The sequence below is a fragment of the Phytohabitans maris genome (genome assembly GCF_031085175.1).
Taxonomy (GTDB): domain Bacteria; phylum Actinomycetota; class Actinomycetes; order Mycobacteriales; family Micromonosporaceae; genus Phytohabitans; species Phytohabitans maris.
Window position 1 is genome coordinate 37132 of record NZ_JAVHUY010000014.1, and the last position, 22434, is coordinate 59565.

17 protein-coding genes are annotated in these 22434 nt (G+C 73.3%); 9 read left to right on the forward strand and 8 right to left on the reverse strand.

From position 1 onward, the window contains the following. Positions 1 to 31: 31 nt before the first annotated feature. Entirely contained in the window at positions 32 to 1315 is a 1284-nt protein-coding gene (nhaA, locus tag RB614_RS16470; RefSeq protein WP_308713379.1) for a Na+/H+ antiporter NhaA, read from the forward strand. A 122-nt stretch (positions 1316 to 1437) separates the two neighbouring features. After that, positions 1438 to 2736, forward strand: a complete 1299-nt coding sequence (locus RB614_RS16475) for a ferredoxin reductase family protein (RefSeq protein WP_308713380.1) — start codon at positions 1438 to 1440, stop codon at positions 2734 to 2736. A gap of 110 nt (positions 2737 to 2846) precedes the next feature. On the opposite strand, the gene RB614_RS16480 is transcribed toward RB614_RS16475, so the two are convergent. Then, complete coding sequence (locus RB614_RS16480; RefSeq protein ID WP_308713381.1) at positions 2847 to 3443, reverse strand: hypothetical protein; 597 nt, start codon at positions 3441 to 3443, stop codon at positions 2847 to 2849. Between the two features lie 185 nt (positions 3444 to 3628). Here RB614_RS16480 and RB614_RS16485 point away from each other — a divergent pair, with 185 nt between their 5' ends. Together RB614_RS16485 and RB614_RS16490 are read left to right on the forward strand one after the other, a co-directional pair. Then, a complete protein-coding gene (locus RB614_RS16485) occupies positions 3629 to 4867 on the forward strand; it encodes a sensor histidine kinase (RefSeq protein ID WP_308713382.1) in 1239 nt (412 codons plus the stop codon). Then, positions 4864 to 5592, forward strand: a complete 729-nt coding sequence (locus RB614_RS16490; protein WP_308713383.1) for a response regulator — start codon at positions 4864 to 4866, stop codon at positions 5590 to 5592. Before RB614_RS16485 ends, RB614_RS16490 begins: the two co-directional genes overlap by 4 nt. A 45-nt stretch (positions 5593 to 5637) precedes the next feature. Here RB614_RS16490 and RB614_RS16495 read toward each other — a convergent pair whose 3' ends face one another. Next, positions 5638 to 9009 (reverse strand): glycosyl hydrolase family 95 catalytic domain-containing protein, encoded by a 3372-nt coding sequence (locus RB614_RS16495; RefSeq protein WP_308713384.1) that lies wholly within the window; start codon positions 9007 to 9009, stop codon positions 5638 to 5640. Positions 9010 to 9175: 166 nt separating this feature from the next. Between RB614_RS16495 and RB614_RS16500 the strand changes: the two genes are divergently transcribed. Beyond that, positions 9176 to 9961 carry an ArsR/SmtB family transcription factor gene (locus RB614_RS16500; RefSeq protein ID WP_308713385.1) on the forward strand — a complete coding sequence of 262 codons (786 nt, stop codon included), beginning with the start codon at positions 9176 to 9178 and terminating at the stop codon, positions 9959 to 9961. Positions 9962 to 10030: 69 nt separating this feature from the next. On the opposite strand, the gene RB614_RS16505 is transcribed toward RB614_RS16500, so the two are convergent. Next, complete coding sequence (locus RB614_RS16505) at positions 10031 to 10849, reverse strand: Rossmann-fold NAD(P)-binding domain-containing protein (RefSeq protein ID WP_308713386.1); 819 nt, start codon at positions 10847 to 10849, stop codon at positions 10031 to 10033. A gap of 80 nt (positions 10850 to 10929) precedes the next feature. Here RB614_RS16505 and RB614_RS16510 point away from each other — a divergent pair, with 80 nt between their 5' ends. Continuing rightward, positions 10930 to 11895 carry an AraC family transcriptional regulator gene (locus RB614_RS16510; RefSeq protein ID WP_308713387.1) on the forward strand — a complete coding sequence of 322 codons (966 nt, stop codon included), beginning with the start codon at positions 10930 to 10932 and terminating at the stop codon, positions 11893 to 11895. A gap of 43 nt (positions 11896 to 11938) precedes the next feature. Here the strand turns inward: RB614_RS16510 and RB614_RS16515 are convergent, their stop codons facing one another. The 3 genes from RB614_RS16515 to RB614_RS16525 form a co-directional block, all read right to left on the reverse strand. Then, the gene (locus tag RB614_RS16515) at positions 11939 to 12427 is read right to left on the reverse strand and encodes a DUF2231 domain-containing protein (protein ID WP_308713388.1); all 489 of its coding nucleotides are present in this window, start codon (positions 12425 to 12427) and stop codon (positions 11939 to 11941) included. Between the two features lie 65 nt (positions 12428 to 12492). Continuing rightward, positions 12493 to 12921 carry a DUF72 domain-containing protein gene (locus RB614_RS16520; protein ID WP_308713389.1) on the reverse strand — a complete coding sequence of 143 codons (429 nt, stop codon included), beginning with the start codon at positions 12919 to 12921 and terminating at the stop codon, positions 12493 to 12495. Positions 12922 to 12966: 45 nt separating this feature from the next. After that, on the reverse strand, positions 12967 to 15369 hold the full coding sequence (locus RB614_RS16525; RefSeq protein WP_308713390.1) for a beta-xylosidase/alpha-l-arabinosidase: 2403 nt from the start codon (positions 15367 to 15369) through the stop codon (positions 12967 to 12969). Between the two features lie 348 nt (positions 15370 to 15717). Between RB614_RS16525 and RB614_RS16530 the strand changes: the two genes are divergently transcribed. From RB614_RS16530 to RB614_RS16540, 3 genes are all read left to right on the forward strand, one after another. After that, complete coding sequence (locus tag RB614_RS16530) at positions 15718 to 17019, forward strand: extracellular solute-binding protein (protein ID WP_308713391.1); 1302 nt, start codon at positions 15718 to 15720, stop codon at positions 17017 to 17019. 118 nt (positions 17020 to 17137) lie between these two features. Then, positions 17138 to 18067, forward strand: coding sequence for a carbohydrate ABC transporter permease (locus tag RB614_RS16535; RefSeq protein WP_308713392.1), 930 nt, complete (start codon positions 17138 to 17140; stop codon positions 18065 to 18067). 61 nt (positions 18068 to 18128) lie between these two features. Continuing rightward, positions 18129 to 18965, forward strand: coding sequence for a carbohydrate ABC transporter permease (locus RB614_RS16540; protein WP_308713393.1), 837 nt, complete (start codon positions 18129 to 18131; stop codon positions 18963 to 18965). 597 nt (positions 18966 to 19562) lie between these two features. Here the strand turns inward: RB614_RS16540 and RB614_RS16545 are convergent. Together RB614_RS16545 and RB614_RS16550 are read right to left on the reverse strand one after the other, a co-directional pair. Then, complete coding sequence (locus tag RB614_RS16545) at positions 19563 to 21032, reverse strand: glycoside hydrolase family 43 protein (protein WP_308713394.1); 1470 nt, start codon at positions 21030 to 21032, stop codon at positions 19563 to 19565. A 96-nt stretch (positions 21033 to 21128) separates the two neighbouring features. Further along, positions 21129 to 22262 carry an endo-1,4-beta-xylanase gene (locus tag RB614_RS16550; protein WP_308713395.1) on the reverse strand — a complete coding sequence of 378 codons (1134 nt, stop codon included), beginning with the start codon at positions 22260 to 22262 and terminating at the stop codon, positions 21129 to 21131. Positions 22263 to 22434: the final 172 nt, after the last annotated feature.

Consider the following 22434-nt stretch of genomic DNA (forward strand, 5'->3'; position numbering starts at 1 on the left):
TGCTGGCGTGACCCCGGAAAGGCGTATCTCGATGGTCGCTGCGCGTCGCCCTTCTTCCCGGCTGTTTCGGCCCGGCTCCTGGGTCGAGGCCCGCCGGATCGCCGCCATCCTGCGCCAGGAGACGATCGGCGGCGCGCTGCTGCTCGGCGCCGCCCTGCTCGGCATGCTCTGGGCCAACTCGCCCTGGTCGTCCGGGTACGAGACGCTGCGCGACCGGCACGTCGGACCGGCCGCCGCGCACCTCGACCTCAGCGTCGCCGCCTGGGCCGCCGACGGGCTGCTCGCCATCTTCTTCTTCGTGGCCGGGCTGGAGCTCAAGCGCGAGTTCGTCGCCGGCGACCTGCGCGACCCGCGCCGGGCGGCGGTACCGGTCGCGGCGGCGTTCGGCGGCGTGGCGGTACCCGCCCTGCTTTACCTGCTGGTCGCCGGCGGATCCGGGGAGGGCGCCGCCCGCGGCTGGGCGGTGCCGACCGCGACGGACATCGCGTTCGCCCTCGCGGTGCTGGCCGTGGTCGGCCGGCACCTGCCGGGCGCGCTGCGCACGTTCATGCTGACCCTGGCCGTGGTCGACGACCTGATCGCCATCATGATCATCGCGGTCTTCTACACCGCGGACCTCGCGGTGCTGCCGCTGCTCGGCGCGCTGCTCCCGCTCGCCGCCTTCGCCCTGCTCGTCCGGCGGCAGGTGCGCTCGTGGTGGCTGCTGCTGCCGCTCGCCGCCGCCACCTGGGTCCTGGTCCACGAGTCGGGGGTGCACGCCACGGTCGCGGCGGTGCTGCTCGCGTTCACCGTGCCGGCCCGCGGCGGGCTCGCCGAGCACTTCGAGCACCGCTTCCGGCCGCTCTCGGCGGGTGTGGCGGTACCCGTGTTCGCGTTCCTGACCGCCGGGGTGACCATCGGCGGGCTGGACGGCCTCGCGGACGCCCTCACCGACCCGGTCGCGATGGGGGTGGTCGCCGGGCTGGTCGCCGGCAAGGCGGTCGGCATCACCGCCGCCACCTGGCTGGTCGCCCGCTTCACCCGGGCCAGCCTCGCCGAAGGGCTCGGCTGGGCGGACGTGGCCGGGCTGGGGCTGCTCGGCGGCATCGGGTTCACCGTGTCGCTGCTGATCGGCGAGCTCGCCTTCGGGCCCGGCTCCGCCCGGGCCGAGGTGGTCACCATCGCGGTGCTGGCCGGCTCCGTCGGGGCCGCGCTGCTGGCCGCCGTCGTGCTCCGGCTCCGCGACCGCGCGCACCGCCGCCTCCAGGCGGCCGAGGCCCGGGACGAGGACCGCGACGGGGTACCGGACGCGTACCAGACGGACCGCCGGCGCTGAGCCCCGTTCGCCGAGCCGCCGCTCGGTCACCGGGCGTCGGATAGCCGACTGACCCCGTCCGGCCACACCGCTCGTACCGACAATGCCGGGAAGCCGATCAGCTGGGGGCGATTGTCGTGGCGGTGGGCGCGGTGGCGCGGGCGGTGCTGTGGACGGCCGTCGCGGCCCACCTTCTGCTGGTGGAGTACCTGTTCGTCCGCTACGGCCAGGGCAAGAACTCGCTGCTCACCGCCGGCAAGTTCTGCGGACTCCACCTCGCGTCGGTCATGATGCTGCAGCTCGTGCTGGTGGCCCGGCTGCCGTGGCTCGACCGCCGGATCGGGATGGACCGGCTGACCGTGTGGCACCGGTGGATCGGATTCGGGTTGGTCTGGACCCTCACCCTCCACTTCACGTTCATCGTCGCCGGGTACGCCGACCTCGCCGCGCTGTCGCCCTGGGACACTTTCCTCAGCCTGGCCGGCGTCACCGCCTCTCTGCTCGGCATGGTGGCGGCCGCCATCATCGTGGTGGTCGCCTCGATCTCCGTCCGGTACGTGCGGCGCCGCCTGCCGTACGAGGCGTGGCACGCCCTCCACCTGCTGATCTACGTGGCGCTCGGCATCGGCCTCGTGCACCAGGCCATGGAAGGCACGACGTTCGACTCGACCGGGGCCACCGCGTACTGGTGGGCGGTGTGGGCGCTCGTGCTCGCCGCGCTGCTCACCGGCCGGGTGGTGCTGCCGCTGTGGCGCAACCTCTACCACAGGTTCAGGGTCGCGGCGGTGGTACCCGAGTCGGACGACGTCGTCTCCGTGCACGTCACCGGGCGGCACCTCGACCGGCTGCCGGCCCGGGCCGGCCAGTTCTTCATCTGGCGGTTTCCCGGCCACCACGGCTGGTGGCGGGCCAACCCGTTCTCGCTCTCGGCCGCGCCCAACGGCCGCTCCCTGCGCCTGACCGCGAAGGCCGTCGGCCGGGGCAGCGCCGGGCTGCGCGCCGTGCCGGTCGGCAGCCGGGTCTTCGCCGAGGGGCCGTACGGCGCGTTCACCACCATCCACCAGAGCCGCCCGGCGTCGCTGCTCATCGCCGGCGGCGTCGGCGTCACGCCGATCCGCGCCCTGCTGGAGGAGCCGGGCGGGCCGACCACCGTCCTGTACCGCGTGCACACCGCCGCGGACGCCGTGCTCCTGCCCGAGCTGCGGGCCCTCGCCAAGGCGCGCGGTGCCCAGCTCCACGTGCTCACCGGCCGCACCGGCGCCGGCGACCCGCCCAACGTCCCCTTCGCGCCGGCCAACCTCGCCGCCGCCATCCCGGACATCGTGCGGCGGGACGTCTTCGTCTGCGGCCCGCCGGCCATGACCGACGCGGTCGTCCACAGCCTCCGCGCGCTCGGCGTCCCCCGGCGGCAGGTACACGCCGAGAAGTTCAGCCTGGCCTGATCCCGGCCCGACCTCGTCTTCGTGGGCGGTCGCTCCCGGCCCGGTGGACGGGCGGGAGGTCCACCGACGACGCGATGGCCCAGGCGGTGTCGTTCGCGGGCGCCGCGCGTTCACCGGCTGGTGGTCACGGCGAGCGGCCCCCGGCAGGCCGGAGCGGGAGCCCGCACCGCCACGCTCAGCCAGATCAGCGACCCGCCCGCGAGCACGTGCACCGCGCTGGTCACCGGCGAGTCGGGCAGCGAGGCGAGCAGGGCCAGCAGCGTGAACGCGGCGCCGTACCCGGCCGCCGGCAGTGCCGGGAGCACCCGGGCGCGCAGCATCGACACGCTGAACAGGACCGTGCCGGCCACGAAGACCAGCGCGCCGCCGAGCACCGCGAACCGGGTCGGGCCGGCCAGCACCTCGTCGGCGACCGCCTCGTCGACGTAGAAGAGCACCAGGTTGAGGGCGAACGCGACGCCGGCGAACAGGCCCAGACCGATCAGGTTCACCGCGTACGCGACCGCGCCGAAGCGGCCCGACTCGGCGCGTTGGCGCAGGTAGAGGGCGGTCAGCGCGGGTGCGCCGAAGGCCGCGCCGACGCCGATCACGAAGCTGGTCGCGGCGGTCTCGCCGGTGAACGCCTCGACGAGCCCGGGCACGGCTGTGGACAGCCCGAGGACCACGCCGCAGGCGGCCCCGAAGCGCAGGAGCCAGGTTGTGGACATCGCCAGCACCTTCCTTTCCGGTACGTGTATTTGCGGAGACCGTAGGTGTGGACGGTGACCTGAGGTAAGTGCCAGGAAGCCAGCCGGACGGCACGTGCGGAACGGCCAGAATCCGGTCTCGGGTGGTCCGGATCCGGGCGTCCGGCCGTAGCCTGCTTGTGCGGAGGCGGCGGAAGGAGTACCGGATGGACCGTCCCCGGCGACCCGTCCCCTGGGCGGTGTCCGTGGTGTACGGCGCCGTCCTCGCCGGCGGCGTCTACTGGGCGCTGGTCGGCGAGGGCCTCGACCGGCCGGGCCGGCTCGCCGGCTTCGTGTTCGTGCTCGCCCTGCTCTTCGGCATCGAGCTGCTCCAGTGGCGTCGCCCGGGGGCGCCCGGGGCGAGCGGCCGCGCGGGGAGACCAGCCGCTGGCGCGCCCGCGCCGAGCGACCGCGCCGCACGACCAGCCGCCGGAGGCGCGGGGGGCAGCGGGGTGGCGCCGGCGGCCGCGTTCCTCGCCGCGCGGGTGGGGCTCTTCGCCGCGGCCGCCCTGCTCGACGGGTCCGGCACGTCGCGGGCGCTCTTCGTGCTGGTGCCGTTCGTGGCGTACTTCGCGTTCGGCCGGACCGCCAGCGTCGCGCTCGCCGCCGCCTGCCTGGCCCTGATCGTCACCGGCTTCAGCGTGTCCACACCGGACTGGTACCGCACCGCCGAGTACGTGTCGGACCTGCTCATGTTCGGCATCGGGCTGGTGCTGGCGGTCTGCATGGCCGCGGTCGCGAGCGCCGAGCGGGACGCCCGCGCCCGCCTGGAGAGCACGCTGGACCGGGTCGCCGAGCTCTCCGCCGCGATGGAGCGCAACCGGGTCGCGCGAGACATCCACGACAGCCTCGGCCACCACCTCACCGCGATCGCGATCCAGCTGGAGAAGGCGACCGCGTTCGCCGACCGTGACCCGGCGGTCGCCGCCCGGGCCGTCGCCGACGCGCGGGGTTCGGCCCGGGACGCCCTCGCCGACGTACGCCGTTCGGTGCACGCCCTGCGCGAGCAGCCGCCGCCGTTCTCGCTCCGGGACGCCCTCGCCGACCTGGCCCGCGACGCGGGGGAGCCGGCGGTGACCGTCACCGTCACCGGCGAGCCCGAGCGGTACGACGCGGCCACGCTCACCGCCCTCTACCGCGCCGCGCAGGAAGGGCTGACCAACGCCCGCCGCCACGCCGGGGCTAGCGCGGTGACCGTGTCGGCCGCCTTCGACGAGGCGGGCGCGCGGCTGGTCGTGGCGGACGACGGGCGGGGGTTCGCGGTGCCGGGCGAGGGGTTCGGGCTGCTCGGCATGCGCGAGCGGGTGGAGCTCGCCGGCGGCGAGGTGAGTGTCGACAGTGGACCCGGCGCCGGGACGGTCGTCACGGTGACCATCCCGCACACCCCCGCCTGGAGTGCGGCGTGAGCGGGGACGGCACCAGCGGCGCCGGTGGCGGCCAGGTGCGGGTGCTCGTCGTGGACGACCAGCGGCTCGTGCGGGACGGCATCGCGTCGATGCTCGGCATCCAGTCGGGCATCGCCGTCGTCGGCACCGCGGCGGACGGGAAGGCCGCCGTCGACGCGGCCGTCGAGCTGGCCCCGCACGTCGTGCTGATGGACGTGCGCATGCCGGAGATGGACGGTGTCGAGGCGGCGGCGATCCTGCGCCGGCGGGCGCCGGAGGTGCGGGTCATCATGCTGACCACGTTCGACGACGAGGAGTACGTGCTGCGGGCGCTGCGTGCCGGCGCGAGCGGCTACCTGCTGAAGGACCTGCCCGCCGCCGACCTCGCCCAGGCGGTGCGGCTGGCCAACGCGGGCGTCGCGCAGCTCGACTCCTCGGTCACCGCGAGCCTCGCCGCCGCCCTCGCCCGCGGTGGCGCCCGCCCGGTCGCGCCGCCGCCCGCGCCCCGCCCGGACGAGGTGCTCACCGCCCGCGAGATCGACATCCTGCGCCTGGTCGCGACCGGCTGCACCAACCGGGAGATCGCCGGCCGGCTTTTCCTGAGTGAGGGCACAGTCAAGAACCACATCTCGCGCATCCTCGGCCGGCTCGGCCTCCGCGACCGCACCCAGGCCGCCGTCTACGCCCACGACCACGGCCTGCTCTCCGGTGAGCCGCCCGCCGCGGGTACCGGCGACGGACGCTGAGCGGCCGGGGCGGGGTGACCACCACAGCCGCTCCACAAGGGATGGTCAGCCGAACGCGAGCGCCTGCCACCGCCCGACGTCGGCGGCGGACAGGGCCGACGGGAAGACGGCCATCCGGTCCACCTCGCCGGTCAGCCGCTGCCCGCCGCCCTGGTCGGCGGCGAACCGCAGCTCGCGGGTGTTGCAGCCGAAGATGGCCGGTCCGACCCGAGCGGTCGCCGCCACCTGCCCGTCCAGGTAGACGGTCAGGTCGCCGTCGTCGAGCGTGACCACCACGTCGACCCACCGCCCGGGCGGCACGACCGCGCCGGTGGTGACGCCCTGCCCGGCGCCGATGAAGCGGACCTGGTTGGACGGGGTCAGGTCGATCAGCACGCCGTCGGTACCCGGGTCGCCGCCCGGCTGGGAGTCGAAGAGCCGGCGGTAGGTGCCGCTCGTCGTCGCCTTCACCTCGGCCGCGAACGTGGCCTTCGGCAGGTACCCCAGCGTCGTCGGCGCGGTGCGCAGGTAGCGGTCGCCGTCGAGCACCAGCGCGCTGGGCGTCGGCCCGCCGGCCGTGTACGCGGCTCCACCCTGGACGGTGGCGTCCCGCCGGTACGGCGAGGCGTCCGGCACCGTGTCGCCGCTCGCCGGGTCCCAGGCGACGAGTGGCCGCGCCGGGTCGGGGACCGGGCAGGGCGGTGGCACCGGCAGGTGGACGGTGGCGTATCCGGCGGCGCGCCAGCCGGGTCCGGCGAGCCGGGCGGCCAGCCGCGACGGTCCCGGCGCGGCGGAGGACGTCACGTCGACGGTGAACCGGTACACCTGCGAGTCGCCGGCCTCGAGCCGCGGCACCCGCACCGTGCCGGGCCGGACCGTCCACCCCTCGGGCACGGCGAGTCGCAGGGTCGACGGCGGTACGTTCGCGGCGGCGGCGACCGTCACGGTCACCGGGGCCGAGCCGCCGACCTCCAGAGTGGAGGGTGCCGCCACGGCCACGCCCACGTCGGCGGTGGCGACGTACCGGTGGCCCTGGCGCGCGGTGAACCTGACCCGCTCACCGCTCCCCTCGGGCCGCACGGTGCGACCGGTGGTGGCGTCGACCAGCGTGTACGGGCCGGCGAACAGCGGGCTGCGCAGCTTGACCTCGCCGGTGGAGCCGGCGGTCACCGCGATCTCCCGGGCCGCGCCGCTGGCCCAGCGGGTGTCGACGGTGAGGTCGCCGCGGGCGCGCAGCCCGTCGACCGAGCCGTCCGGCCACGCCCCGGGCAGCGCCGGCAGCACGTGTACCTCGCCGGTGTGGCTCTGCAGCAGCATCTCCGCGACGCCCGCGGTGGCGCCGAAGTTGCCGTCGATCTGGAACGGCGGGTGCGTGTCCCACAGGTTGGCCAGCGTGCTGAACCGCAGCTGCTCGCTGAGCATCTTGTGGGCGTGGTCGCCGTCCAGCAGCCGGGACCAGAAGTTGATCTTCCAGGCCTTGCTCCAGCCGGTGCCGCCGTCGCCGCGGGCGGTCAGCGAGACCTCGGCGGCGGCCGCGTACTCCGGGTCGGTCAGCGGGGCGATCTGGTTGCCCGGGTGGAGCGCGAACAGGTGCGACACGTGCCGGTGCTGGTCGGTGGGGCTGTCCCAGTCGCCCTTCCACTCCTGGAGCTGGCCCCACGAGCCGATCCGGGTGCCGGGGTCGAGCCGGGCCAGCGCCGCCTCGACGGTGCCGCGGAACGGCCCGTCGCCGCCGAGCACCCTGCCCGCCTCCAGCAGGTTGCTGAACAGGCTCCACACGATCTGCTGCGACATCGAGGCGCCCGCGGTGAACTCGCCGTTCTCCGGGGAGAAGCTCGGCGAGACGACGAGCGTGCCGTCGCGGGGGTCGACGGCGAGCTCGTCCAGCCAGAACTCGGCCAGCTCCCGCATCAGCGGGTACGCCCGCTGCCGCAGGAACGCGGTGTCCTTCGTGAACTGGTAGTGCTCCCAGTAGTGCAGGGCCAGCCACGCGCCCGCCTCCGGAAACCAGAACGACTGCGGGTAGCTGTGCAGGCCGGTGAAGCCGTACGGGTTGGTCTCGTTGTTGACCACCCAGCCGCGGTTGCCGTAGACGTACCGCGCGGTGTGGCGGCCGGGCGGGACCATCGCGTCCACGTAGTCGAAGAGCGGTCCGGTGGTCTCGGAGAGGTTGGTGGTCTCGGCCGGCCAGTAGTTCATCTGCAGGTTGATGTTGACGTGGTAGTCGGCGTCCCACGCCGGGTTCGTCGAGTTGTTCCAGACGCCCTGCAGGTTGGCCGGGAGCGAGCCGTCCCGGGACGAGGCGATGAGCAGGTAACGCCCGTACTGGAAGAAGAGCGCCTCCAAGGCCCTGTCCGCCGGGCTGGTGCCGTCCACGTAGGACGAGAGCAGCTCGTCGGTGGGTACGTCCGGCATGGACTGTCCGATGTCGAGCGACACCCGGTCGAAGAGCTCCCGGTAGTCGGCGCGGTGGGCGGCGAGCAGCTCGTCGTACGGCTTCGCGGCGGCCGCGTCGACGGTGGCCGTGACGGCGGCGTGCGGGTCGGGGCCGCGGTAGGACGGGTACCGGTCGGCGTAGTCGGTGCCCGCGCCCAGCACGACCACGGCCGCGTCCGCACCGCTCACCGTCACGGTGCCGTCGGCGTTGTCGGTGCGCGCGCCGCCCTCGTTGCGTACCTGGATCTGGCTCTCGAACCGGAGCTTGTTGTCGTCGAGCGCGCCGGCGAACGTGATCCGCCCGCCCGCGGCGGTGGTGGTCCGGGAGCGGTTGCCGGGCGCGGTGACCGCCGCGGTGAAGCCCACCTTGCCCGGCTGGTCGGCGCTGACCCGCACGACGAGCACGCCGTCCGGCCGGCTGGCGAAGTACTCGCGGGTGTAGCGCACGCCGCCGTCCACGTAGGACACCCGGGCGACCGCGCCGGCGATGTCGAGCTCGCGGCGGTACTCCTGGACCGCGCCCGGGTCGGCGGGCAGGCGCAGGGTCAGGTCGCCGAACGTGTTGTACGACCCGAAGCCGCTCTTGGGCTGCCCGAGCCGGTCGGCCACCTCCTGCGGCGGGATCCGCAGCCGGGCGTCGAGGTCGCGCCGCACCTGCTCGATGGCGCCGGGGCGGGGCGAGGTCCAGTTGCCGAAGTCGTACCCCTGGGCGGAGCCGGGGCCGCCGGTCCACAGTGTCTTCTCGTTGAACTGGACGGTCTCGGTGGCCACGCCGCCGAAGACCATGCCGCCCAGCGCGCCGTTGCCGATCGGCAGCGCCTGGGTCTCCCAGTCGGCGGCGGGCTCGTCGTACCAGAGGGTGAGCGGGTCTCCGGCGGCGGGACCGGCCGGGGCGGCCGAGGTGGGGGACGGGCCGCCCCAGGCCGGGGCGACCGTCACGAGGGTGGCGGCGACGCCGGTGGCCAGCAGGCGCCGCAGCCGATCGTGGGGGAGGACGGACATGAGGCAACTCCTGTCATCCGATGTTTCCTGCGTGACGTTACGGACGACATCGATCTGAAACAAGACCGTGGGGCGACACCTCCGATGTATGTCCCCGCATTGACATGCAGCCGAACGGCTGCCTATTGTCAAAGGCAGCCAGATGGCTGCCTAACGGACGGCGAAGATGGACGACGTATTCAAGGCACTCGCGGACCCCAGCCGCCGCCGCCTGCTCGACCGGCTCAACGAGCGCAACGGCCAGACCCTGCAGGAGCTCTGCGCGGGCCTGGCGATGGCGCGGCAGTCGGTGAGCAAGCACCTCGCGGTGCTGGAGGCGGCCGGCCTGGTCGCCACCGAGCGTCGCGGGCGGGAAAAGCTGCACTTTCTCGACGCCGGGCCGATCAACGCCATCGCCGACCGGTGGATGACCCGGTACGACCGGGCGCGGGCGGCCGCCCTCACCGATCTCAAGCACGCCTTGGAGGAGCAGACGATGGACGACAGGTTCGTCTACACCACGTACATCAGGTCCACACCGGAGCGCACCTGGGAGGCGCTCACCGACCCCGCGTTCACGAAGCGGTACTGGGGCGTCGCCCTCCGGTCGGACTGGCGGGTGGGCAGCACGATCACCTGGGAGCTGGAGAAGGTGACCGTCGCCGACGGCGGATCGGTGGTGCTCGCCGCGGAGCCGCCGCGCACGCTCAGCTACACGTGGCACACGGTCACGCCGGAGTTCGTCGCGGTGTACGGCGACGACCAGGAGTTCCTCCGCAAGGCGTCGGCGGAGCGCCGGTCGAAGGTCACGTTCGACATCGAGCCCCACGGCGACCTGGTCAAGCTCACCGTGACCCACGACGACTTCGACCCGGGCAGCGTCGTGCTCGGCGGCGTCACCGAGGGTTGGCCGCCGATCCTCTCCAGCCTCAAGTCGCTGCTGGAGACCGGTGAGCCCCTGCCGGTCGGCTGACCCGCCAGGAAAGGGCACGCGGCCGAAAGGGCGCGGCCATCAGCGGCCGCGCCTTTCCACCGGCCGCTGTCAGCGGGGGTCCCACACCCCGGTCGCGGCGGCGGCGCGGACGTAGTCGCGGAAGTCGCGGGCCGGGTGGCCGGTCACCCGCTTCACGTCGTCGGTGACGTGGGCGTTGCGGCCGTCCAGGACGCGGGCGAACAGGTCGGTCAGCGCCTCCGCCTCCTCCGCCGGCACGCCGCCGGCGACCATCCGGGCCGTGCACTCCTCCGGCGTGACCCGCGTGAAGCGCACCGGGCGCCCCGAGGCGGCCGAGATCTCCGCCGCCGCCTCGGCGAACGTCACCAGCCGCGGGCCGGTCAGCTCGTACACCTGGCCGTGGTGCCCCGGCTCGGTGAGCGCGGCCACCACCACGTCGGCGACGTCCTCCAGGTCGACGAAGGGTTCGGGCACGTCGGTGGGGAGGGCGATCTCGCCGGCCAGCACCGGCGGGAGCAGGAAGTGCTCGTCGAAGTCCTGGGCGAACCAGGTCGCCCGGACCACCGTCCACTCCGCGGCGACCTGGCGCACCCCCAGCTCGCTGACCGCGGCCTCCTCCTCGCCGCGGCCGGAGAGCAGCACCAGCCGGCGTACCCCGGCGGCGGTGGCCCGCTCCGCGAAGGCCCGCAGCGACCGCGCGGCGCCGGGGAAGGCGAGGTCGGGGTAGTAGGTGACGTAGGCGGCGGTGACGCCCTCGAACAGCGGGACCCAGGTGTCCGGGTCGGCGGTCCAGTCGAACGGCGGCCGCCCCGAACGCGAGCCGACGCGCACCGGCAGGCCGCGGGCGGTGAGACGGTCGTCGACCCGGCGGCCGGTCTTGCCGGTGCCGCCGATCAGCAGGTAAGTCATGCCTCCATCAGACCGGCGGGGCGCGCCGCGAGCCATGGCCGGCGAGCGCACCCGCATACGCGATCGTCTACGCTGGGCGGGTGGACGCGCTCGCCGGCCTGCTCGACGGTCCCCGGGCGCGCGGGGCGTTCCTGCTCCGCGTGGTGCTCGACCCGCCGTGGTCGATGCGGATCCAGGACCGGGCCGCGCTGGCCGTGGTCGCGGTGACCCGGGGCGGCGCGTGGATCCTCGCGGACGGTGGCGAGCCGGTCGAGGTGCGGGCCGGCGACGTGCTGGTGGCCCGCGGCCCCGACCCGTACACGGTGGCCGACGACCCCGCCACGCCGCCGCAGGTGGTCATCCACCCGGACGAGCGCTGCACGACGCTGTACGGCGAGGACCTGAGCGTCGCGATGGACCGGGGCGTGCGCACCTGGGGAAACACCGACGACGGCGCGACCGTGATGCTCGTCGGCACCTACCAGAGCGCCGGCGAGATCAGCGACCGGCTGCTGCGCGCGCTGCCGCCCCTGCTCCGGATCGGCCGCGACGAGTGGGACAGCCCGCTCGTGCCGCTGCTCGCCGCCGAGATCGGCAAGGACGACCAGGGCCAGTCCGCGGTCCTCGACCGGCTGCTCGACCTGCTGCTGATCGCGGTGCTGCGGGCCTGGTTCGCGCGGGCCGAGTCGACGCCGGGATGGTTTCGGGCGCAGGCCGACCCGGTGGTCGGGCGGGCGCTGCGCCTGCTGCACAACGATCCGGGCCACCCGTGGACGGTCGCCGCCCTCGCCGGCCGGCTCGGCGTGTCCCGGGCCGCCCTCGCCCGGCGCTTCACCGACCTGGTCGGCGAGCCGCCGATGGGATACCTGACCTCGTGGCGCCTCGCCCTCGCCGCCGACCTGCTCCGCGAGCCGGACGCGACGCTCGGGGCGGTGGCCCGGCAGGTGGGGTACGGGAGCCCGTTCGCGCTGAGCGCCGCGTTCAAGCGCGTGCGCGGGGTGAGCCCGCAGGAGTACCGCGCGGTGGCCCGGTCCACGATGGACCGGGCCACCGTCCAAAGGGGCTGACCGGCCGCTCAGGAGAGCCGGAGGCTGAGCGGCGGGTCGGGAGTCACTGGCCTTCCCAGACCGCCTTGGCGCCGGAGTCGCCGGTGCGCACGACGTAGTACAGCGCGGCCGCGGCGGCCAGCACCGACAGCGCGCTCAGCGCCACCGACACCGCGCGGGTGCCGCCCGGGCCGGCCGCGGCGGCGGTCGGGCGGACGAAGTACACCAGCGCCAGCGTCACCACGCCCAGCGCGAGCGAGGCCCACAGCGTCATCTCGCCGAAGTCCTGGTGCCGCTCGATGACCGGGACGAACCCCTCGGTCACCCGGTCGCGCTCCCGCATCCGCTCGAAGAACGCGTCGCCGGAGAGCTTGGCCAGCAGCGCCGAGACCGGGCCGACGACCGCCAGGCCGGCCAGCACGAGCCGGATGTGCGGGCGCAGGAACGGCAGGATCGCGTACCCCACCGCGGCCAGGGCGAGCAGCGGCACGAACACCACGGCCGCGTGGATCAGCAGGGGATGGGCGGGAATCCCCATGAACTCCTCGAACAACGGATGCCTCCTCGGTGTGGGCTGCGCGTAGCGTACGGGTACCACGCGCCAGGAGCCCAGGTGGTTCAATCCTCAACCAAGATAGGCGTACGGGTGACCGGCCGGCCCCGGCCGCGGGCCAGGCGGGCGAAGGCGGCGGCGTCGCGCACGGCGGCGCAGCCCGGGTCGTTGTTGAAGTAGACGTAGGTGTCGACGTCGCGGTCGAGGCGGTCGAGCCAGGAGCTCAGCGCGGCCCGCCCGTAGCGGGGTCGGGGGTCGGCCCGCCCCTCGTGCAGGCGCAGGTAGCCGAAGTCCGCCGTACGCCACAGTGGAGTGACCGGGCGCCCCTCGCGGTCGGCCCAGCAGAGCGCCGCGTTGTGTCCTTTGAGGACGGACTCGGTCTCGGCGCTCCACCACGAGGCGTGCCGCGGCTCGACCGCCACCCGTACGTGCCGGGGGAAGCGGGCCAGCGTCGCGTCCCGGTACTGCCAGCCGGACGTGCCCACGAGGATCATCGCCAGCCCAGTATCCCGCCGCCGGCGCGCCCCCGCAGCGGGACGCTAGTGCAGGGTGACCTCCGCGGTGAGCTGCCGGTCGGTGCCGACCGTGCGCTCGGCGCCGACGAGCCGGAGGCCGACGGTGTGCGCCACGTCCGCGCTGGAGCGGGAGATCCGCAGCTCCAGCGCGCCCGGCTCGACGACCCGGGTGCCGGCGCGGCCGGTGAACGCGGACAGGTCGGCGTGCACCCGGAGGTCGACGCGGCGGGACTGGCCGGGGGCGAGCGCCACCCGCGCGTACCCGATCAGCCGGACCACGGGGCGGGTGACCTGCGCGACCGGGTCGTGGAGGTAGAGCTGGACCACGTCGGCGCCGGAGCGGTCGCCGATGTTGTGGACGGTGACCGAGACGGTGACCGCGCCGTCGGTCGGCACCTCGACCGGCCGCTCGGGGTCGGGCAGCGCGCCGTCGACGCGGACGCCGTCCCACGCGAAGGCGGTGTACGACAGGCCGTGCCCGAACGGGTACAGCGGGGTCGGGTCGACCGACGTGACCGAGGTGGCGTGCGCGAGCGGCGGGCCGAGGTAGGTGGCCGGGCCGCCGCCGGGGCCGCGGGGCACGCTGACCGGGAGGCGGCCGGACGGGCAGACCCGGCCGGACAGCACGCCGGCGACCGCGGGCGCGCCCTCCTCGCCGGGGAAGAAGGCCTGCACGACGGCGGCGAGCCGGTCGGCGTAGGCGCCCAGCGCGTACGGCCGGCCGGACAGCAGCACCGCGACCACCGGCTTTCCGGTGTCGAGCAGCTCTTCCAGCAGCGCGCCCTGCACGCCGGGCAGGTCGAGGCTCTCCGCGTCGCAGCCCTCGCCGGAGGTGTTGGAGTGGGCGAAGATGCCCGCCCGGTCGCCGAGGACGGCGACCACCACGTCGGCGGCCTCCGCGGTGGCCACGGCCGCGGCGAAGCCGGCGGTGGCGGGGCCGCTCACGTCGCATCCGGGTACGTGGGTGAGGGTCGCCCCGGGCAGCTCGGCGCGGAGCGCCTCGAGCGGGCTGGGGATGGCCACGCCGGCCGGCAGCTCGGGGTGGTGGATGCCCACGTGCGCCGGGAACGTGTAGCAGCCGAGCATCCCGGTCGCGCCCTCGGCGAGCGGGCCGACCACGGCGATCCGGGCGTCCGGGCGCAGCGGGAGGGCGCCGCCATCGTTGGCCAGCAGCACCACGGACTCCTCGGCGACCTCGCGGGCGAGCGCCCGGCCGGCCGGCGGGTCCAGGTCGATCAGCCCCTCGATCGCGGCGTCCGCGTCCGCGACGTCGGCCAGCCCGGCCGGGACCGGGCTCCAGTCGAGGTCGAGCAGGCCGAGCTCGACCTTCTGCCGCAGCACGCGGGCGGCGGCCCGGTCGACCAGGGACTCCGGGACGGTGCCGGCGCGTACCGCTTCGACGAAGGGCGGGCCGAAGCACCGTACCGCCGGAAGCTCCACGTCGACCCCGGCGGCGAGCGCGACGGCCGCGGCCTCGACCGGGCCGTCGGCCAGGCCGTGGTGCAGCTCCAGGAAGGAGACGCCGAAGTAGTCGGCCACGACGGTGCCGGTGAACCCCCACTCGTCGCGGAGCAGGTCGGTCAGCAGCGCCGGGTTGGCCGCGGCGGGCAGGCCGTCGATCTCGATGTACGCGTGCATCACCGACCGCGCGCCGCCGTCGCGGACCGCCATCTCGAACGGGAGCAGCAGCACGTCGGCGAGCTCGCGCGGGCCCATGTGCACGGGTCCGAAGTTGCGCCCGGCGCGGGAAGCGGAGTATCCGACGAAGTGCTTGAGGGTGGTCACCACGCCGGCCGACTCCAGCCCCCGCACGTACGCCGTGGCGAGCGTGGCGACCAGGTACGGATCCTCGCCGATCGTCTCCTCGGTGCGGCCCCACCGGGCGTCCCGGGTCACGTCGAGCACCGGGGCGAGCCCCTGGTGCACGCCGAGCCGGCGCATGTCGCCGCCGATCCGCGCGGCCATCCGCTCCACCAGCGCCGGGTCGAACGTCGCGCCCCAGGCCAGCGGCGTCGGATAGACGGTGGCACCCCAGGTCATCACCCCGGTCAGGCACTCCTCGTGGGCGACGGCCGGGATCCCGAACCGGCCGGCGGCCACGATCTCACCCTGCACGCGGGCCAGCGCGCGGGCGCCGAGGGCCGGGTCGACCGGCGCGGTGCCGAACGGGCGGGCCAGCTGCCCCAGGCCGGTCCGGATCAGCCCGGCCCAGTCCAGCGACTCCTCGACCAGCTCGTGCTGCTGCGGCGCCATGTCGTCCGGCGTGGCGTTGGCCCCGAGCCAGACGCTGTACAGCTGGGCGACCTTCTCCTCGAGCGTCATCCGGCCGAGCAGGTCGGCGACCCGCTTCTCCGGCGGGAGGCTGGGGTCCTGCCAAGGCTCGGGGATGGTCACCGCGTCCGGCGCCGCGGCGCTCCGATCACTCATCGAAGAGTGCTCCTGTCATCTGCATCACGGTTGTTTCGGGCATGTTCCGGTATCCGCCAGCGCCTCCGATGCCGGGCTTCCGGGCTGCTCGGAACTTCTTCCGAGATGTTTCCGGAACATCTTTCGCACGTCTAGCGGCCTAGGTTGCCTTACGGTAACGCTTGCGTCCGCTCAGCGATAGGGCTTGACCGGTAGTTCACGCCGTCGTAGCGTGCGCCACATCACCTTGAATTATCGGGCCGACGCCGAAAACTTCCGGGCACCCCAGGCGACGGCTCCGTGACTGGCCTGCGGACCACCACGGCCGGAGCGACGCCGTTACGCTCCGGTCCACCCGAAGGGATGGACATGAACACCCCCACATACTTCTCGCGCAGATCGGTCCTGGGCCTCGCCGGCCTGGGCGCCGGCGCGGCGCTGCTCGGCGGCTGTGGCGACGACGGGTCCGGCGACTCCGGCGACGGTGGCGGGTCGGCCACGATCGACTGGTGGCACATCTCGAACGTCGACCCGATGCTGACCACCTGGGCCAACCTGGCCAAGGACTTCCAGACTGCCAACTCCGGCGTGGAAATCAAGATCACCCCGCTGGAGAACGAGGCCTTCAAGGCGAAGCTGACCACCGTCACCCAGGCGGGCACCCCGCCGGACATCTTCCACTCCTGGGGCGGCGGCGTGCTCAAGCAGCAGGTGGAGGCGGGCCTGGTCAAGGAGCTCGACCTCGGCGACGCGGCCGCCGACATCAACAAGAACGGCCTGGACATCTACAAGGTCGACGGCAAGCAGTACGGCGTACCGTTCGACCTCGGCATGGTCGGCTTCTGGTACAACAAGGAGCTCTTCGAGAAGGCCAAGATCGCGTCACCGCCGGCGACCTGGGGTGAGTTCGTCACCGCCGTCGGCAAGCTGAAGGCCGCCGGCGTCACGCCGATCGCGCTCGCCGGCTCGGAGAGCTGGACCGCCCACTTCTACTGGGCGTACCTGGCGATCCGCATCGCCGGCGTCGACGGCCTCGCCGCGGCCGCCGCGGACGGCTCGTTCGACCAGCCCGACTTCGTGGCCGCCGGCGCCCGCTTCAAGGAGCTCATCGACCTCGACCCGTTCCAGAAGGGCTTCCTCGGCGCGAAGTACTCGGCGACCGACGGCCAGTCCGCGATCATGGGCAACGGCCAGGCCGCGATCGAGCTGATGGGGCAGTGGGCGCCGACCACCGAGGCCGCGTACTCCACCACGAAGAAGGGCATCGGCGACAAGCTCGGCTTCTTCCCGTTCCCCGCGGTCGACGGCGGCAAGGGCTCGGTCGAGGACGCGTTCGGCGGCGGCAACGGCTTCGCGCTCGGCAAGGACGCCCCGCCGCAGGCGACCGAGTTCATCAAGTTCCTGCTCACCGCGGACAGCCAGCGCAAGGGCGCGTCCAGCGACTCGATCCTGCCGGTGACCAAGGGCGCCGAGGACGCGCTCAAGGACGCCAACCTCAAGTCGGTGCACGCGGCCATCGCCAAGGCGCCGAAGTTCCAGCTCTACCTCGACCAGGCGTACCCGCCGGCGGTCGGCACGCAGGTCAACGACAGCGTCGCCGAGCTGGTGGCGAAGAAGGCGACGCCGGAGAAGGTCGCGCAGGACATCGCCAAGGTCGCGAAGAACCAGTAGGTGCATGAAAACGACGACGCAGGGGCCGGAAGGACAGCTTCCGGCCCCCTCCTCCCACCGGACTCCCACCCGCGGCGCGGCTCGCCCGGGGCTCGGCCCTGAGCGCGTCAGGCCGCGGGTGGAGGGTTCGCTGCGCCGGCGCCGCCGCCTGGACAAGCTCACCGTCGCGCTGTTCCTCGCGCCCGCGCTGCTGCTGTTCGTCGTACTGGTCGTCGGCCCGATCGTGCTGGCGATGTACACCAGCCTGTTCAAGTGGAACGGCTTCGGCGGGCTGCCGCAGGACTTCGTCGGCCTGGACAACTTCCGGCGCCTGTTCGAGGACGAGGTCTTCATCGGCGACCTCGAGCGCGGCCTGATCCTGGTGCTGCTGTCGGTCTTCGTGCAGCTGCCGGTCGCCCTCGGCCTCGCGCTGCTGCTCAACCAGCCGCTGCGCGGGCGGGCCTTCTACCGGCTGGTGTTCTTCGCGCCGTACGTGCTCTCCGAGGTCATCACGGCCGTCCTCTTCACGATGGTCTTCTCGCCCAACCAGGGGCTGGCCAACCAGGTGATGTCGGCGATCGGCCTGGAAAACCTCCAGCAGGAGTGGCTCGCCAACACCTCGACCGTGCTGTACGCGCTGTTCTTCGTGATCAGCTGGAAGTACTTCGGCCTGCACATGATCCTCTACCTCGCCGGCCGGCAGGGCATCCCCAAGGAGCTGACCGAGGCGGCGCTGACCGACGGCGCCGGCACCTGGCAGGTCTTCCGCCACGTCACGCTGCCGCTGCTCGGCCCGACGATCCGGATCAGCGTCTTCCTGTCGATCATCGGGGCCATCCAGCTCTTCGACATGGTGTGGGTGCTCACCGGCGGCGGCCCGATCCACTCGTCGGAGACCATGGCGGTCACCATGTTCCAGTACGGCTTCCGCCGCTCCGAGGTCGGCTACGCCAGCGCGATCAGCGTCGCGATGTTCCTCATCAGCCTCGTGTTCGCGCTGCTCTACCAGCGGTTCGTCATGCGCCGGGACATCGAGGGCGCCATCACCACCATGCGGGAGAAACGATGAGTGAGCGGGCATGGGCGGCGCTCGCCCGCGGCGGCGCGAAGCGATCCGGCCGGGAGGCGCTGTGAGCACCCGTAGGGACACGAAAGTGCGGCACTTCTGGCTGCACGTGGTCGCGATCGCCGTCGGCCTGGGCATCATCGTGCCGGTCGCGTTCGGCGTGCTCGGCGGCTTCAAGGACAACGGGCAGCTCTCCACCAACCCGTTCGGGCTGCCCGACCCGTGGGTGCCGGAAAACTACACGATCATCCTCGGGTCCAGCGGGTTCTGGCGGCCGATGTTCAACAGCACGCTGATCGCGCTGACCACCGTCGTGGTCCTGGTGCTCGTGGCGTCGATGGCGGCGTACGTCTTCGCCCGCTTCAACTTCCGCGGCCGCGAGGTCCTCTACACCCTCTTCGCCGCCGGCCTGATGTTTCCGTTCACGGTGGCGATCCTGCCGCTGTTCGTGCTGCTGCGGGAGCTGAGCCTGCTCAACAGCCCGCTCGGCGTGATCCTGCCGCAGGTGGCGTTCGGCCTGCCGATGACCGTCATCATCCTGAGGTCGTTCTTCCGCACGATCCCCGGGGAGGTCGAGGAGGCGGCGATCCTGGACGGCTGCACCCCGTTCGGCTTCTTCTGGCGGATCCTGCTGCCGATGGCCCGCCCCGCGCTGGCGACCGTGTCGGTGCTGTCGGTCGTGGCCAGCTGGAACAACTTCATGCTCCCGCTGGTCGTCTTCACCGACCCGAGCTGGTGGACGCTGCCCGTGGCGGTGCAGCAGTTCCAGGGCCAGTACGCGGACGACACCGCGCGCGTCCTGGCGTACGTGGTCCTCGCCATGCTCCCGGCCCTGGCCTTCTACGCGGTCGCCGAGCGCCAGCTCGTCGGCGGCCTCGCCTCCGGCGCGACGAAGGGCTGAGCCCCCAGCGACTGTGCATCACGGACGACCGGGACGGTCCCACGATCGGCACTGCGATCCGCACGAGCCAGCCGAGCCCCGACGCCGGTCAAGCGGCGCACGGACCCAGACCCCGAGTTCAGGGCTCAACAGCGGACCGTCCCGGCAGATCGTGGTACGGATCCGCCCCGCCTGGGGCACGGTTGAAACAGGGCGCTCCCGCGGTCTCGCAATCCGCCGCCGGCCCGCGGCGCCGGTGACGCGCGGTCGAACGATGACCCAAGCCGGCCATCGTTCTCATGATCGGCGCTTTGAGGTTGGCCCGAGCCGGAGATCGTGGTACATGAGTGCCCCTGGAGGGGCAGCTGTGTACCACGATCTGCCGGCAGCCGGCCGGCGTTGACACCGATCAAGGGAAAGCAGCGGACGGTTGGCCCGGACAGCGAGCGACCTCCGGTTCGGGTCGGGTTGGGTTGCGGACCGTGGAGGGGGGCCGCGGGAACGCACCCCAAGAAACGCTCCGCTGCGCTCCACGTTTCCCCGGGGGGCCCGCGCAACGGTCTGGACCACCGCGGACGTCGCGGTAGCTCAGATCTTCTTCGGCTTGGGACCGATCCGCTACGGGTCGCCGTCGGGTTCGTAGGCTAGCCAGTCGAAGCGGACCGTGCCCACCGTCGCGTACATGCCGATGACCCGGCCGGTGAAGCCGCCCGCGACCTGGGTGGACAGGTAGCGGCCGTCGAGCTCGTCGAGGACCACGAAGCGGCCGGTGGGGGTCTCGTAGCCGAGGCGGACCACGTCGGGCTCCTGCCTCGGGTGGTCGGGGCTGGGGCCGGAGGGCTGGGTCTCCACCCGGAGCACGACCGGGCCGTCCGGGATCGGGCGGGACGAGCGCCAGTGTTCGAGGGCGCCGACCCGGGCCCGCACGCCGATCTCGCCGCCGCCGGCCTCGACCTCGTAGTGGTGCTGCTCGTCCAGGCGTACCGCCAGGCCGCCGTGCCCCTCCGTCGCGTCGACCAGCGCGCGGACCCGGCAGGCGTGGTGCTGCTGGCGGCGGCCGACGAACGACACGGACGGGTCGTCCAGCGAGCCGTCCTGGGCGTGCAGGGTGAGCCAGCCGGGGCGGTCCTTGAGCGACCAGGCGTGCGCCGGCCGGGAGCGTACCGAGATCCAGCACGGGCGCAGGTCGGCGCCGTCGAAGTCGTCGCGGGCCGGCGGCACCGGCACCGGGCGGCGGGGGAGGCCACCGGTCATCGTGGTCGCCACCTCGCCGACGACCGGCCAGCCGCCGACCCAGGTGACCGGGGCGAGGAACGTCTCCCGGCCGAGCACGTGCCAGCCGGGCGAGCCGCCGCGCGGGCGGGTGCCGAGGAAGACCAGCCACCACGAGCCGTCGGCCGCCTGGACCAGGTCGCCGTGGCCGGTGTTCTGGACCGGGTGGTCGGTGCCGCGGTGGCTGAGGATCGGGTTGTGCGGGCACGGCTCGAAGGGTCCGTCCGGCGCCGGGCCGCGGGCCACCGAGACGCCGTGGCCGGCGTCGGTGCCGCCCTCGGCGATCAGCAGGTACCAGGTGCCGTCGACCTCGTAGAGGTGCGGGGCCTCGGGCCAGAGCGCGCCCGGGGTGCCCGACCAGATCGTGCGGGTCCCGCCCAGCGCGGCGCCGGTCGCGAGGTCGACCCGGACCTGCCGGATGCCCGCGTACGTGCACCAGGCGGTGCCGTCCGCGTCCCAGGCCAGGTCGGGGTCGATCCCGACGTCCGGCAGCCACACCGGGTCGGACCACGGGCCGGCCGGGTCGGTGCTGGTCACCACCATCGTGCCGGCGTGCGGGACGACCGAGGTGATCAGGTGGAACCGGCCGTCGTGGTGGCGGAGCGTGGGCGCGTACACGCCGCCGGAGGAGGGCGTGCTCGGCGGCAGGTCGAGCTGGGTGGTGCGGTCCAGCGCGTTGCCGATCTGCTCCCAGTGGACCAGGTCCTGGCTGCGGAAGATCGGTACGCCGGGGAAGTACTCGAAGCTGGAGCAGGCGAGGTAGTAATGCCCCCCGACCCGGCAGACGCTCGGGTCGGGGTGCATACCGGGGATCACGGGGTTGGCGAAGGTGCCGATCGGATCCTCCCGTCCGGTGCGTCACGCGGCACCCCGTGGGGTGGGTGCCTCCTCGCTAGTCTGGCCTCCCGGCTTTCAGCCGGCCAGGGCCAGGGTCTGGCTTACCGCCTGGTAGGCCGGCTTCTGGCCGAAGTTCTCGTCCAGCAGGTTGGCCGCGCCCTGACCTTCGAAGAAGCCAGGTACCCACGAGTACTTGTCGGTGAACCCCCACACCGTGAACGACGTGCAGCGCTTGGCGAGCAGGCAGGCGCGCAGCAGGATGCCGTACCCGTTGGCCTGGGCGTGCAGCTTGGGGTTGTCGGAGGGCATGACCATGCGGACGTCGACCTCGGTGAATGAGGTCTCCAGGCCGAGCGCCTCGAAGCGCTGCACGTTGGCCAGGGCCCGGCCGTCGAAGCCGAACTGCACGCCGAGGTGGCCCTGCATGCCGAAGCCGTGGATCGGCACCCGGTCCGCCTTCAGCTGCTTGACCAGCTCGTAGTACGCGTCGGCCTTCGCGTTGAGCCCCTCCACGTTGTAGTCGTTGATGTACAGCTTGGCCTTCGGGTCGGCCTGGTGCGCCCAGCGGAAGACGTCGGCGATGTAGCCGGGGCCGAGCTTCTGCAGCCAGATCGTGTCGCGGAGGTTGCCGTTGTCGTCGATCACCTCGTTGGCGACGTCCCACTGGTAGAGCTTGCCGCGGAAGTGGCCGGCGACGTCGAAGACGTGCCGCTTGAGGAGCTGGCGCAGCTCGGCCGCGTCGATGTCGCCGGAGGCGACGCCGTCGGTGAGCCAGGCCGGGAGCTGGCTGTGCCACAGCAGGGTGTGCCCGCGCACGCTCTGGCCGTTCGCCTTCGCGAACGCGACGAGCCGGTCGGCCGGGCCGAAGTTGAGCGTGCCCCGGGTGGGCTCGAGCTCCGACCACTTCATGACGTTCTCGGCGGTCACGCTGTTGAACTCGGCCGCCACCCGCTCGGCGTACGTGGCGTCGTTCTCCAGGGCCGCCATGTCGACGGCCGTACCGATCTTCATTCCGGTGCGCTTGGCGAGCGCCCGGAGGGTGTCGGCGCCGCCACCGGCTTGGGCGGCGGTGAGCTCGGCGGCACCCGGAACGGCCGCCGGGACGGGGGCGACCGAAGCGACGGGCGCGGCCGGCGCGCCCGTCGCGTTGAGAGAGACGAGGACGGCCGCGGCCACGGCGGCGCCGGCGACCACGCGAGTCACCTTCATGGATATCCCTTTCGGAGTAAGCTTCCGGAACACTTCCGTAACTTGTTCGGAACGCTATGCGCGTCTATGCGGGGCGTCAAGCCCTGGAAGTGCGGCAAGATAGGCGACGGAAGCCCGCCGGAGGGTCGAGTTCGGCTCGGAAGTGTTTCGGTCGTAGGCTGGCCTCCTTGAG

What these genes read in the sequence shown, in the direction of transcription:
- nhaA (WP_308713379.1), top strand. Translation starts at nt 32, where the DNA reads ATGGTCGCTGCGCGTCGCCCTTCTTCCCGGCTGTTTCGGCCCGGCTCC.
- RB614_RS16480 (WP_308713381.1), bottom strand. Translation starts at nt 3,443, where the DNA reads ATGTCCACAACCTGGCTCCTGCGCTTCGGGGCCGCCTGCGGCGTGGTC.
- RB614_RS16485 (WP_308713382.1), top strand. Translation starts at nt 3,629, where the DNA reads ATGGACCGTCCCCGGCGACCCGTCCCCTGGGCGGTGTCCGTGGTGTAC.
- RB614_RS16495 (WP_308713384.1), bottom strand. Translation starts at nt 9,009, where the DNA reads ATGTCCGTCCTCCCCCACGATCGGCTGCGGCGCCTGCTGGCCACCGGC.
- RB614_RS16500 (WP_308713385.1), top strand. Translation starts at nt 9,176, where the DNA reads ATGGACGACGTATTCAAGGCACTCGCGGACCCCAGCCGCCGCCGCCTG.
- RB614_RS16505 (WP_308713386.1), bottom strand. Translation starts at nt 10,849, where the DNA reads ATGACTTACCTGCTGATCGGCGGCACCGGCAAGACCGGCCGCCGGGTC.
- RB614_RS16520 (WP_308713389.1), bottom strand. Translation starts at nt 12,921, where the DNA reads ATGATCCTCGTGGGCACGTCCGGCTGGCAGTACCGGGACGCGACGCTG.
- RB614_RS16525 (WP_308713390.1), bottom strand. Translation starts at nt 15,369, where the DNA reads ATGAGTGATCGGAGCGCCGCGGCGCCGGACGCGGTGACCATCCCCGAG.
- RB614_RS16530 (WP_308713391.1), top strand. Translation starts at nt 15,718, where the DNA reads ATGAACACCCCCACATACTTCTCGCGCAGATCGGTCCTGGGCCTCGCC.
- RB614_RS16550 (WP_308713395.1), bottom strand. Translation starts at nt 22,262, where the DNA reads ATGAAGGTGACTCGCGTGGTCGCCGGCGCCGCCGTGGCCGCGGCCGTC.